The sequence below is a fragment of the Streptomyces sp. NPDC026246 genome (assembly GCF_055567995.1).
The window spans coordinates 768,223-780,824 of sequence record NZ_JBVHPJ010000002.1; the positions used below are offsets into that span (position 1 = coordinate 768,223).

The 12,602-nt window shown below is 71.5% G+C and carries 13 protein-coding genes; 4 read left to right on the forward strand and 9 right to left on the reverse strand.

Features of this window, described 5'->3' with window-relative positions; genetic code table 11:
• Positions 1-16 precede the first annotated feature (16 nt).
• From ACZ4M5_RS07580 to clpS, 5 genes are all read right to left on the reverse strand, one after another.
• Positions 17-112 carry a putative leader peptide gene (locus tag ACZ4M5_RS07580; protein ID WP_349362267.1) on the reverse strand — a complete coding sequence of 32 codons (96 nt, stop codon included), beginning with the start codon at positions 110-112 and terminating at the stop codon, positions 17-19.
• Positions 113-211: 99 nt separating this feature from the next.
• Entirely contained in the window at positions 212-634 is a 423-nt protein-coding gene (locus ACZ4M5_RS07585) for a M67 family metallopeptidase (RefSeq protein ID WP_467734050.1), read from the reverse strand.
• Between the two features lie 132 nt (positions 635-766).
• Complete coding sequence (locus tag ACZ4M5_RS07590; protein WP_467734052.1) at positions 767-2,191, reverse strand: amino acid permease; 1,425 nt, start codon at positions 2,189-2,191, stop codon at positions 767-769.
• A gap of 365 nt (positions 2,192-2,556) precedes the next feature.
• Positions 2,557-3,165 carry a DUF2017 domain-containing protein gene (locus ACZ4M5_RS07595; RefSeq protein WP_467734054.1) on the reverse strand — a complete coding sequence of 203 codons (609 nt, stop codon included), beginning with the start codon at positions 3,163-3,165 and terminating at the stop codon, positions 2,557-2,559.
• 32 nt (positions 3,166-3,197) lie between these two features.
• Complete coding sequence (gene clpS / locus ACZ4M5_RS07600) at positions 3,198-3,515, reverse strand: ATP-dependent Clp protease adapter ClpS (protein WP_020270284.1); 318 nt, start codon at positions 3,513-3,515, stop codon at positions 3,198-3,200.
• A 107-nt stretch (positions 3,516-3,622) separates the two neighbouring features.
• Between clpS and ACZ4M5_RS07605 the strand changes: the two genes are divergently transcribed.
• On the forward strand, positions 3,623-4,972 hold the full coding sequence (locus ACZ4M5_RS07605; protein ID WP_467734056.1) for a nicotinate phosphoribosyltransferase: 1,350 nt from the start codon (positions 3,623-3,625) through the stop codon (positions 4,970-4,972).
• Positions 4,973-5,096: 124 nt separating this feature from the next.
• The gene (locus ACZ4M5_RS07610) at positions 5,097-5,687 is read left to right on the forward strand and encodes a nicotinamidase (RefSeq protein WP_467734058.1); all 591 of its coding nucleotides are present in this window, start codon (positions 5,097-5,099) and stop codon (positions 5,685-5,687) included.
• A 12-nt stretch (positions 5,688-5,699) separates the two neighbouring features.
• Here the strand turns inward: ACZ4M5_RS07610 and ACZ4M5_RS07615 are convergent, their stop codons facing one another.
• Positions 5,700-6,044, reverse strand: coding sequence for a hypothetical protein (locus ACZ4M5_RS07615; RefSeq protein ID WP_467734060.1), 345 nt, complete (start codon positions 6,042-6,044; stop codon positions 5,700-5,702).
• Positions 6,045-6,166: 122 nt separating this feature from the next.
• Entirely contained in the window at positions 6,167-8,521 is a 2,355-nt protein-coding gene (locus ACZ4M5_RS07620) for an immune inhibitor A domain-containing protein (RefSeq protein WP_467734062.1), read from the reverse strand.
• Between the two features lie 412 nt (positions 8,522-8,933).
• Here ACZ4M5_RS07620 and ACZ4M5_RS07625 point away from each other — a divergent pair, with 412 nt between their 5' ends.
• Positions 8,934-9,209, forward strand: a complete 276-nt coding sequence (locus ACZ4M5_RS07625) for a hypothetical protein (protein ID WP_467734284.1) — start codon at positions 8,934-8,936, stop codon at positions 9,207-9,209.
• A 16-nt stretch (positions 9,210-9,225) separates the two neighbouring features.
• Here ACZ4M5_RS07625 and ACZ4M5_RS07630 read toward each other — a convergent pair whose 3' ends face one another.
• Entirely contained in the window at positions 9,226-10,005 is a 780-nt protein-coding gene (locus ACZ4M5_RS07630) for an RDD family protein (RefSeq protein WP_467734064.1), read from the reverse strand.
• A 107-nt stretch (positions 10,006-10,112) separates the two neighbouring features.
• The gene (locus ACZ4M5_RS07635) at positions 10,113-11,942 is read right to left on the reverse strand and encodes an RDD family protein (protein WP_467734066.1); all 1,830 of its coding nucleotides are present in this window, start codon (positions 11,940-11,942) and stop codon (positions 10,113-10,115) included.
• Between the two features lie 245 nt (positions 11,943-12,187).
• Here ACZ4M5_RS07635 and ACZ4M5_RS07640 point away from each other — a divergent pair, with 245 nt between their 5' ends.
• Entirely contained in the window at positions 12,188-12,598 is a 411-nt protein-coding gene (locus ACZ4M5_RS07640; RefSeq protein WP_467734068.1) for an SsgA family sporulation/cell division regulator, read from the forward strand.
• Positions 12,599-12,602: the final 4 nt, after the last annotated feature.

The window sequence follows — 12,602 nt, forward strand, 5'->3', positions numbered from 1 at the left end:
ACGGCGGCAGGGTGCGTCAACAGATGGCGCTGGCGAGCCTGCACAGGTCGACGTGCAGCCGCGCCACGAGCAGATCGCCCGGCGTCTTTTCGCTCACGTCGTGGAGAACCATGGGCTCATCGTATCGATTCCCGGCCCGGCTCCCGGAGTGTGATCCCACTCTTCGGACGCTATTCATCCACATGTCGAGATCAGCGCTCCTGTGACGGGCTCAGTACGCCTCGACGATCTCGACGTCCTCCTCGGTGACCTGGCCCTCGACGATCCGGAAGGAGCGGAACTGGAACGCGCCGGCCCCGTCGGTGTCGGCGGTGGAGACCAGGACGTAGTGGGCGCCGGGCTCGTTGGCGTAGGAGATGTCGGTGCGCGAGGGGTAGGCCTCGGTGGCGGTGTGGGAGTGGTAGATCACCACCGGCTCCTCGTCCCGGTCGTCCATGTCGCGGTAGAGCTTGAGCAGATCACCGGAGTCGAACTCGTAGAACGTGGGCGACATGGCCGCGTTCAGCATGGGGATGAAGCGCTCCGGGCGGTCGGAGCCGGCCGGCCCGGCGACGACGCCGCACGCCTCGTCGGGGTGGTCCTTGCGCGCGTGGGCGACGATCTGGTCGACGAGGGCCTGGGTGATGGTCAGCATGCGGGCAAGGATAAGCAGAAGGGCCGTTCCGTACCGAGGGTTGGTACGGAACGGCCCGTATGCCGGACACCCTGAGCGGCGGCCGCAGGGAGTGCCACGAGTACTCCCTGCGGCGGGCGTCCTGCCAGGTGGTCAGCCGACCTGCTCGAACTCCGGGTCGCGGCGCTCGGTGAGCTGCGGGTTGCGGCGCTTGAGGACCGCCCAGCCGATGCCGAGGGCGACGGCCCAGCCGGCGGCGACGTACAGGCAGACCCGGGCGTCCTTGTCGTAGGCGATCATGCAGGTCACGCCGATGAGGAAGAGAAGCGCGACCCAGCTGAACAGGGCGCCGCCGGGGGCCGGGAAGGCCGAGGCGCGCAGCCGGCCCGCGTCGACCGCCGCGCGGTAGCGGATGTGGCTGACGAGGATCATCATCCAGGTCCAGATGCCGGCCGCGGTGGCGACGGAGGTGACGTAGAGGAACGCCTTCTCCGGGACGACGTAGTTCAGCACGACGCCGATGCCCATGAGGGCCACGGAGACGGTGATGCCGACGGCGGGCGTCTTGCGGGCGTTGAGCCTGCCGAACGCCTGCGGGGCCTCGCTGTTGGCGGCCAGGTCGCGCAGCATGCGGCCGGTGGAGTACATGCCCGAGTTGCAGGACGACAGGGCCGCGGTGAGGACGACGAAGTTGACGATGCCCGCGGCGAGCGGGATGCCGATCTTGCCGAAGGCGTGCACGAAGGGGCTCTCGCCGGCGGAGAACTCGGTCCACTTCACGACGGAGAGGATGACCAGCAGGGCGCCGACGTAGAAGACGATGATGCGCCAGGGCAGGGTGTTGATGGCCTTGGGCAGGGTCTTCTCGGGGTTCTCGGACTCGCCCGCGGTGACGCCGACGAGCTCGACGGCGAGGTAGGCGAACATGACGCCCTGGAGGGTCATCAGGCTGGAGCCGATGCCGTTGGGGAAGAAGCCGCCGTGCGACCAGAGGTTGGAGACGGTGGCGGTGTCACCGGCGTCGGAGAAGCCGAGGGTGAGCACGCCGAGGCCGATGACGATCATGCCGATGATGGCCGTGACCTTGATCATCGAGAACCAGAACTCGACCTCGCCGAAGATCTTGACCGAGATCAGGTTGACGCCGAAGAGCACCACCAGGAACACCAGGGCGCTGACCCACTGCGGGATCTCGGGGAACCAGAAGTGGATGTAGATGGCGGCGGCCGTGAGCTCGGCCATGCCGGTGACCACCCACATGAGCCAGTACGTCCAGCCCGTGACGAACCCGAAGAACGGGCCGAGGAACTCGCGTGCGTACTCCGCGAAGGAGCCGGAGACGGGCCGGTAGAGGAGCAGCTCGCCCAGGGCCCGCATGATGAAGAAGATCACGACGCCCGCGAGGGCGTACATGAGGATGATGCTGGGTCCCGCCTTGGCGATGTTCGCTCCGGCACCCATGAACAGGCCGACGCCGATGGCGCCGCCGATCGCGATCATCTGGACCTGGCGACTGCCGAGTCCCCGCTCGTACCCCTCTTCGGGCACGTTTTCCGTGTCGACCTTCGCAGAGGTCATGTGTGGTGCGCCTTTCTCCATGCCGACCCGGGCCTCTCGTCGGCCTCGGATCGGGTTTCGATCCCCCCGGAAATGATGGAGTTGAGCGAGCCCGCGAGCCCGCTCGTGCCTGGCCGGCGGTCGCCGGCTCGGTGGCGCACCCGGCCGAACATTCGGGTGGTGCTCGCCGGGCGGTCGTGAAGATTTATCACGCCCGCAACACTGATCACAGGTCGGGGATGTGGCGCACTGCACAGGGAGAACCGGACAAAGAGCACCCGATGGGGTCATAGAGGGCGGGCGCGGTGACGCGATCGTTATCCGGATTTGAGTGTCCTCTGAGCGAACACCGCGCTGTCACCCGACGGTCACCGAACCTGCACGAATCAGGGCATCAGCGTCGTGACCAGCGTTTCCTGCAGTCCGCCCAGCCACAGATAGGCCATCACCATGGGCTTGCGCGGGTCCTCGTCCGGGAGGCTGAAGAGGAGGTCGCTGTCCTCCTCGTCGGTGATCTCCAGGCGGGAGCCGATGGCCAGCCGCAGATCGTTCAGGGCGCCCAGCCACTGCTGCGACTCCTGCGACGACAGCTTCAGCACCGCCCCGCCCTCGCCGGCCGAGGCGGAGGACAGCGCGTCCAGCGAGCGCACCACGGCCAGGGCGTTGTCCCGCTTGCCGGCGCGCAGGTCGTTCTCCGTGTAGCGGCGGAACTCGGCGGAGTACGCGCGCTGCTCCTCGGCGTCGCGCGGCGAGGCGGGCTGCTCGGGGTCGCCGTAGGCGTCCGGGAACAGGCGCCTGAGCACCGGGTCGGAGGGCGGCTCGCTCGGGCCCTCGGCGAACAGTCCGGCGAGCGGGTCGCCGGAGGCGTCCTCGGCGGGGCCGGGGCCGATCAGCTCCAGGAGCTGCACGGCCAGGGACCGGATGATGGAGATCTCGACGTCGTCGAGGGCGACGGCCGCGCCGCCGCCGGGGAGCGGTTCGAAGGTTCCGGGCATGAACGCCTTTTCGCTGCTGGGCGGGGTGCGGGCTACTTGCGGTCCTGCTGGAGGGTGGCCCACAGGCCGTAGCCGTGCATGGCCTGCACGTCGCGCTCCATCTCCTCGCGGCTGCCGCTGGAGACGACCGCCCGGCCCTTGTGGTGGACGTCGAGCATGAGCTTGGTGGCCTTGTCCTTGGAGTAGCCGAAGTACGTCTGGAACACGTACGTCACGTAGCTCATGAGGTTGACCGGGTCGTTGTGGACGATCGTGACCCACGGGAGGTCGGGCTCGGGTACGGCGAAGACCTCCTCCGCCGATTCGGTGCGTTCGATCTCCAGGGGCGCGGGTGACGTCACACTGCCCATGCTGCCACCCGAGGGGGGTGGTCGCACAAACGGGCCTGGCCGCAAGGCGATCGGTGACTCCCGGCCCGCAATCGTCAGATTGACGAAATGGGGGTACGCTCCTGTCCATGAACACAGCGGACCTTTCGCTGCCGGTGGATGTCCCGTCGACGGCGCTCTTCACGGACCAGTACGAGCTGACGATGCTGCGCGCCGCCCTGGCGGCGGGTACGGCCGAGCGGCGCAGCGTGTTCGAGGTCTTCACCCGGCGACTGCCGGAGGGGCGCCGCTACGGCGTCGTGGCGGGCACCGGACGGGTGCTGGACGCGGTGGAGAACTTCCGCTTCGACCCGGCCGTCCTCACCTTCCTGCGCGAGCGGGAGATCGTCGACGAGCGGACCCTGGAGTGGCTGGCCGGCTACCGCTTCGGCGGGGACATCTGGGGTTACCCCGAGGGCGAGGTGTACTTCCCGGGCTCGCCGATCATGCGGGTCGAGGGCACCTTCGCCGAGTGCGTCCTGCTGGAGACGGTGATCCTGTCGATCCTCAACCACGACTCGGCGATCGCCGCGGCGGCCTCGCGGATGTCGGCCGCCGCGGGCGAGCGGCCGCTGATCGAGATGGGCGCCCGGCGCACCCACGAGCTGGCCGCGGTGGCCGCCTCCCGGGCCGCCTACGTCGGCGGCTTCGCGACCACCTCCGACCTGGCCGCGGGTTTCCGCTACGGGATCCCCACGGTCGGCACCTCCGCCCACGCCTTCACCCTGCTGCACGACAGCGAGCGGGACGCCTTCCAGGCACAGGTGGAGACACTGGGCCGGGGCACGACGCTGCTGGTGGACACCTACGACGTCGCCGAGGCGGTCCGTACCGCCGTGGAGGTCGCGGGGACCGGGCTGGGCGCGGTGCGGATCGACTCCGGGGACCTGCTGCTCGTGGCGCACCGGGTGCGCGACCAGCTGGACGAGCTGGGCGCGACCGACACGAAGATCGTCGTCACCTCGGACCTCGACGAGTACGCCATCGCCTCCCTGGCGGCGGCGCCGGTGGACGCCTACGGAGTGGGCACCCAGCTGGTCACCGGCTCCGGCCACCCGACGTCCTCGATGGTCTACAAGCTGGTGGCCCGGGCCGGGTCCGACGCCCCGGACGCGCCGCTGGTGGCGGTGGCGAAGAAGTCCAGCGGCGGCAAGACGTCGGTGGGCGGGCGCAAGTGGGCGGCGCGGCGGCTGGACGCCCACGGCATCGCGGAGGCCGAGGTCGTCGGGACCGGGCCCGTGCCGGGCGAGCTGGCCGACCGGCAGCTGCTGGTGGAGCTGGTCAAGGGCGGCGAGGTCGTGGCCCGCGAGCCGCTGGACGCGGCGCGGGAGCGGCACATGACGGCGCGCGCGGGCCTGCCGATGTCGGCCACGCAGCTCTCGCGCGGGGAGCCCGTGCTTCCCACGGAGTACGTGCACGGCACCTCGGGTAACCAATAGCGGTGTGCCGTGACGCGCCGACCCGTCCCCTCTCCCCTTCTCCCGACCCCGACCCCGACCCCGACCCCCGGCTCGGCCGTCCACCGGCCGGGCCCGCCGACCCCATAGCCGAAGGATGCCGACCATGCGCCGCGCCTTGATCGTCGTAGACGTGCAGAACGACTTCTGCGAGGGGGGCAGCCTCGCGGTGTCCGGCGGTGCCGACGTGGCCGCCGCCATCACCGAGCTGGTCGGGCAGGCGGCCGGCTCCGGCTACCGGCACGTCGTGGCCACCCGGGACCACCACATCGCCCCGGGCGGGCACTTCTCCGCCAGCCCCGACTTCGTGCACTCCTGGCCCGCGCACTGCGTCGCCGGCACGGAGGGCGTCGGCTTCCACCCGAACTTCGCGCCGGCGGTCGCCTCCGGTTCGGTCGACGCCGTCTTCGACAAGGGGGCGTACTCGGCGGCCTACAGCGGCTTCGAGGGCACCGACGAGAACGGCACCGCGCTGGCCGACTGGCTCCGCTCGCGCGAGATCACCGAGGTCGACGTGGTCGGCATCGCCACGGACCACTGCGTGCGGGCCACGGCCCTGGACGCCGCCCGCGAGGGCTTCCGCACCCAGGTGCTGCTGGACCTGACGGCCGGGGTGGCGCAGGCGACGACGGACCGGGCGCTGGAGGACCTGCGCGCGGCGGGCGTGGAGCTGTCGGGCAAGCCGGTGGTGCAGTAGCCGCCGGCCGGGTCAGGCCCGGGCCGTCGGACGCCGCAGCAGGGACCTGATCGGGCGCCACAGCTCCTGGACCAGCTCCGGGGCGGTCGCGACACCGTTGTCGGGGGCCGTGCGCCATATGAGGCCGTCGGGGTGGTGCAGGACGGCCGTGATCTCGTCCGGCGTGGGCGGGGCGGCGTTGCCGCGCAGGTAGACCGACCGCAGACCGAGGTTGCGGAGCCTGGTCAGGGCCCGCGCGCGGTTCACGGAGTGGACGAGGACGCGGACGGCCGCGGGGCCGTCGGCGGCGGGGCTGGGCAGGTTCAGCGCCACCACCACCGTGCCGTTCGGCAGCTTGCAGAAGCCTCCTGCGGCCATGCGCTCATCCCCCCGTGTCGGTCGGTGTCAATAAGAGAGCCACAGGACGCACCTAAACACGGATCGGCGGTGACCCGCCAGGGGGTCACCGCCGATCATGTTCTGACCTGCAAGGATGCGGATTACCTACCCGCGGGGCCGACCTCCAGCTCGATGGTCGAGCCGTTCTTGGCCTCCTTGAGGATCTTGATCTTCGTGTTGGTGTCAGTGATCTTGACACCCGCGGTCGGGTTCGACTCGTCGTAGTAGTCGTTCTTGCGGTCGTTGAAGACCGAGACGCCCTTCGAGCCCGGGATGTACTTCGCCACGTCCGCCTTGTGCAGCGTCATGCCGTCGGTGCGGTAGAGGCTGAACGGCGAGTCGTAGGCCTGGATGCGGTTGCGCATCAGCGTGCCGTCGGCCCACTTCAGCGCGTCCGGGTGCGAGTCGATCGGCAGGACCAGACCGGTGCCCTGGTGCTGGCTGGTGTTGTTGTCCGCCTGGGAGGTGTCCCACTTCCAGATCAGCAGGCCGTTCTGGTACGCGTAGTGCTCCACCCAGTCCGGACGCGCCGTGAAGCCGAAGTTGTACGGACCCGTCTTCAGCGTCTTGTCGTACGACACGTACTGCCGGTTCTCGGCGATGTAGTACTGCGCGTAGTCCTTGGTGAAGGACGCGCCGATGCGGGAGAAGCCGGTGGCCTTCCACGCGGCGTCCGCGCTCTCGGCGTTGTCGGAGAAGACCGGCGTGCCGTCGGCGGTCACCGTGATCGAGTCGGCCGCGAAGCCCTTCTGGGCCACGCCACCGTCGGTCTGGTAGCGGAAGCGCAGGTCGATCTTCTTGCCCGCGTAGGCGTCCAGCGAGAAGGCGAGCTTCTTGTAGCCGTCGACCGTGCCGGTCAGGGCCGGCTTGTCGCTGCCGTCACGCGGGATCGGCTGGCCGTCCACCGTGCCGTCGAGGGCGGTCCAGTTGGCGCCGCCGTCGGTCGAGACCTCGGTGTAGAGGTAGTCGTAGTTGGCCTCGATGTCGTACCAGCCGTCGAGGGTCAGCTGCGCCTTCGACTTGCCGGTGAGGTCGACCGAACGCGTCAGGGTGTTCTTGAGGTTGTCACCGCTGCCGCTCCACCACTGCGTCTTGCCCTCGGCGGGCGTGACGATCTCGGTGGTGACCGCCTTCTTGGGCAGGTCGACGACCAGGGCCTGCTTGTGCTTGGTGTTGTACTCGGCCACGCCCAGCTTGTGCCAGGAGTTGACGCCGGCCTTGGCCTTGTCGTAGTTCAGCCAGCCGAGCTGCAGCTTGTCCCAGGCGGTCATGTCGCCGGGCAGGTCGCCGATCTCGTTCTTGCCGGTGCCGAGCCAGGAACCGGACGACATCAGCGTCCAGAAGCCCGTGGAGTTCTCGCCGCCCGCGGTGTCGTAGTGGTCCGGCAGACCGAGGTCGTGGCCGTACTCGTGGGCGTAGACGCCGAGTCCGCCGTTCTCCGGCTGGACGGTGTAGTCGCCGACCCAGATACCGGTGTCGCCGATCTTCGCGCCGCCAAGCTTGTTGTTCGCCGGGCCGGTGGCGCCGGCGTCGGTGCCGAAGGCGTACCAGCGGTGCGCCCAGATCGCGTCGGTGCCCTGGGCGCCGCCGCCTGCGGACTCGTCCTCGCCCGCGTGCACGATCTGGAAGTGGTCGATGTAGCCGTCGGGCTCGTTGAAGTCGCCGTCGCCGTCGAAGTCGTAGCGGTCCCACTCGTCGAACCGTGCGACGTCCGCCTTGATCTGGGCGTCGGTCCGGCCGGCCGCCTTCTGCTGGGCGACCCAGGCGTTCAGGCCGTCGCTGACGACGTTCCACACGCTGGAGCAGTTGGTGTCGCCGCAGGCGTTGTTGCCGTAACGGGCCTCGTTGTAGGGCACCTTGACCCAGTCGGAGACCTCACCGGCGACCGAGTAGCGGCCCGAGGACTGCTTCTCGTAGTACGTCTTGACGGAGTCGACGCCCTTGCCGGACCCGAAGTACAGGTCCTGGAAGTACTCCTGGTCGTAGTCGGCCCGCCAGGCCGTGGAGTTGTCCTTCTTGCGGTCGGGCTTGGGGATCGTGTTGTGCAGCGGTCCCGGGGTGCCGCCGTAGCGGCTGTCGACCTTGTCGCCGAACTCGACCAGGATCGTGAAGATCTTGTCGGTCTTCTCGCGGCCGAGCTCGACGTACTTGTTGTCGCCCTTCTTGCTCTTGAGCTGGACGACCTTGGAACCCTCGCGGTTCTTGACCTTGGTCTTGCCGGATATGACCTGCTTGAGGGCTTCCTGGCGCTGCGCCTCCTGGGTCTTGCTCAGAGGGCCTTCGAGGTCGTGCCCGTCGTGGTGACGGTCCGCCGGGTCGTGCCGGTCCACGGTGGTGGACCGGGGTGCGGAGGCGTCGTCGGCCACCGCGTACGTCGAGGCGGTGACGGTGGCGGTGGCCGCCGCGAGCGCCACTCCGATGGCGGCTGCTCTGAACGTCCAGGGTCTACTGGTCACTTGCTTTCCTCCCCCGCGTTCGCGCGTGCGGAAGGGAAGGGGGTATGTGCGGTCCGCAAGCGCGCGTGATCAACGCGTGTAGTCAAGTGACGACATTTGACTAGAGGTTCACCAGAAAAGACAGACCTTGACTTGGACAAGTCAAGTGCACTATGCGGAGTCGACGTTCGTTTTACGAACAACCAAACGGTTGTCCCGAGTCGCCCGGGCCGGGCCGCGGGCGCGTGCCCCCGTCCACTCCGTGGACGTCATGACTCCGTGCGCCCCCCGTGCACCGCCCTTGTTGAAGAGGTCACGCTTACCGCGCGTTCCGCTCGGGCACCCTGCGGGAGAGAATGTCGGTCGGCAGACGCCCGGAAGCCGGCGCAATGCCAGGACGACACCCCCGTGGACCCCCACTTCCGAGGACATGATGGCCATGCCCCGTCCGACTGCCGCACAGCTCGCCTACGGCGCGTGCACCGTGATCTTGTCGACCCTCGCCATGCTGCTGCTGTCGCAGACGAGTTCGGGCGCGTGGATCGCCGTCATCGCCGTCGCGGCCCTGGCCCTGGGGCTGCTGGTCGCCATGACGGTACCGCTGCCCCAGCGGCGCCGGGCCGCCGTCGAGCAGCCCGCGCCACGGGAGCCCGTCCGGACGTCGAGGACCGCGCCGGCCCGGGAGCCGGTGCGCGGGCGGGCGGCCTGACCGGCCGCCCACCGCCTCACTTGGTGCTGACGACGACCGTCTTGGCCGCCTTGTCGTGCAGGCCCTGCTTGTAGGGCCGGTCGAAGAAGCTCCAGCCGCCCGCGATGGCGGTCCACACGCAGGCGCAGCAGAAGGCGAACGGGATCCACAGCACCGCCGCGCGCATCAGCGCGCTCTGCGCGGAGGGCGTGGCGCCGTTGTCCAGGTTGGCCACACGCAGGTGCAGCAGCTTCTTGCCCAGGGTCTGGCCGGTCCGGACGGTCATGACCGTGTCGTAGGCGATGTACAGCACGGCGGCGACCGCCGACTGCCAGAAGGACTTGCCGACTTCGATGCGGTCGCTGTCCACGTCGTACTCGCTGACCCCGAAGCCCCAGGTGAGCAGCCAGACGACGACACCGACCAGGATCATGTCGATGATGCGGGCGAGGGTGCGCTTGCCGCTGTCGGCGAGCGGGGGCATACCGGCGAGGGGGTCGGCGCGGCCACCGCCGTAGGGGTCACCGCCGTAGGGGCCGCCACCACCGCCGGGAGGGCCGCCGTAGGGGCCGCCACCGCCGGGAGGGCCGCCGCCGTACGGGCCGCCGCCACCGCCCGGGGAGTCGCCGTACGGGCCTGAGGAACCACCACCGGGGCTTGCCGGGCCGCCGGGACCTCCGCCCGGGTAGGACGGCGGGGGCTCGCTGCCGTAGGGCGAGCCCGTTCCCCCGCCGGGCTGCTCGCCCGGCGGGCGCTTCCTGAACGGGTCGTCTTCCGGGGGCTGCTGACCGGAGCCGGGAGGCGGTTCACTGCTCATGGCCCGAGTCGACCGCGAACACCCCCGCTCCGCATCCGGCAGACGGCCGTCCGGAGTACCCGCTCCACCGCGGCGGTGGGAGCGGGCCTGCCGCCCGGTCCCGTCGGTCAGCCCGCCACGAAGGTGTGGGCCGCCTTGTCGTGCCAGCACTGGCGCCAGGGCCGGTCGAACAGGCACCAGGCGACCCCGACGATCCCGACGCCCAGCAGCCCGGGCACGCTGTAGACCAGCCAGCGCCGCAGGGCCGCGCCGAACTGCGGTGGCTCGTGGCCCTCGATGTCCCGCACCTCCAGACCCATCAGCTTCTTGCCGAGCGTGCGGCCCCACTTGGCGGTGGGCAGCACCTCGCACACGACGCCGGCGAGCAGCAGGACGGCCAGGACGATGCCGAGGTGGACGGAGGTGGTGCCGTCGAGCAGCCAGACCGTGACGGTCTCGCCGGAGAGCCTCGCGGCGTCGATCTTCTCGTTGACGTGGTCGAGGGCCTTCGCGCCGAGCGGGACGGCGGCGACCGCGGTGACACCGGCGAGGACGACCGTGTCCAGCAGCCGGGCGACCAGCCGCTTGCCCAGTCCTGCGGGACGGGCGGAGGCCTGACGCCGCGCGGCCGCCTGGAACACGTCCTCGACCGGCGGCTTCCAGGGGGCGACGGGCTGTTCGTCCCCGGCCCCGCCGGCGAGCCGGTGCACCTGCTGCGCCCAGGAGGACTGGCCGCCGCCGGGGCCCGGACTGAGCGGGGCGGCGGACGGGGTGCCGCCGGGACCGGCGGACTGCGGCGGCACGGTGGGGCTCGCCTGCGGACCGGACAGGGCCGTGGGAGCGGCGCCTGCGGCCTGGACACCGGCCTGCGCGGCGGCGGCCCGGGCGGCGGCGGCCTTCCCGGCGGCGAAACCGGGCCCGTTGCCGGCCCCGCCCGGTCCCGCGGGGGCTCCCCCGCCGACGGCCCCCGCGCCGGCGCCGGGCGCCGGAACACCGCCCTGCGCGCCGAAGGCGGCCGCGGGCGGAACGCCCTGGCCCGGAGCACCGGAGCCCGCCGCCCCGGCGTGGCCGCCGGCCCCGGCGGCGCCGCCCTGCCCGCGGAATGCGGGACCTGCCGGGGCGCCACCCGGTCCGGCGGAGGCGCCACCGGCCGCGCCGCCCGGCGCCGCGGCACCGCCCCGGCCGCCGAAGGCAGGCCCTGACGGGGCGTCGCCCGGGGGCGTCGGGGAGGGCGGCGCGCCGGGCGCCGTGCCCGGCGCGGCGTTCGCGGCCGGGGGGGCGGGTGCCGCTCCCCCGGGCGGGACCGCGCGGAACGTCATCGTGCCGTCGTCGCGCGCGGCGGCGGCGGACGGTGCGCCCGGCTCGGCCGCCGGGCGGCGGAAGACGAACGTGCCGTCACCGGCGGCGTCCCGGTCCGCGGCGGACGCCGTGCCGTCGGCCGGGGCGGTCGCGTCGCCCGCGGAACCGCCGTCGGCTCGCGCCACCCTCGGGTCTGCCCCCGGCCGGCCGGCCGCACCCTGCGGCGTCCCGCTCTGCCGATCCGCCCCTTGGACGCCCTGCGGGGCCGCGCCCTGCCGGCCCGCGGCCTGCGCGCCCTGCGGTGCCCCCCATGACACCCGGCGGTCCTGCTCGCCCCCGAAGCCGGACTGGCGCGCACGGTCCGCGCCCCAGGCGGAGGCCGGTTCGGGCCGGCTGCCGTGCTGGGCGTCGGCGGGGGACGGCTCGTCGACCGGGTCCTCGTCGAAGAAGTGCGGGCCGGTCTCCTCGACCGAGGCGGCGGGGGCCGCCCCCGCACCGGGCGGCGGCGCGAGCGACTCGCCGTCCCTCGGCGCCGGACGGCTGGTGCCGGGCACCCAGGACGCTCCGTTCCAGTACCGGACGTATCCAGGGATGGACGGGTCCGGGTAGAACCCTTCGCGGGGCCTGTCGTCACCGGGGGCCGGGGTTGGGGCGCTCATGTCCGTCGTCCCGTATCTGCTCGGGGGCCAAATGGGGGCCTCCACATCTATCAGACCCGCGCCACCCCCACGGCCGCTCCCACCGGACCCGCCCCTTTCGAGCACCGATGTGCTACGCCGCTCGCCACCCCGGCGGATCCCCCTGCGAAAAAACTTCCGCGACCCGCGTAATGCCGGGCCCCCGCCCCGCTCTCCACCGGGTGAACGGCCTTCGCGGCCGGCCGTCAGACGGAAGGGAACACGTCATGCACAGCGTGGTGGAGCGGGAACTCGAACTGAACCTCGTCCTGTCGCCGGAACACCGGATCGCGGTGCCGGCCCGGCTGGGCTACCTGACCGGCGATCCCTACGCCGTCCACGTCACCTTCCACGTCGACTGCGAGCAGCCGGTGCACTGGACGTTCGCCCGGGACCTGCTGGTGGAGGGCGTGTTCCGGCCCTGCGGCCAGGGGGACGTGCGGGTGTGGCCCACGAAGGCCGAGGGGCGCGGCGTCGTGCTGATGGCGCTGAGCTCACCCGACGGGGACGCCCTGCTGGAGGCCCCGGCGGCGCAGGTGTCGGCCTGGCTGGAGCGCACCCTGCGCGTGGTCCCGCCCGGGACCGAGGCGGAGCAGCTCGGCCTGGACGACGAACTGGCCGAGCTGCTCGCGCAGTGAATCC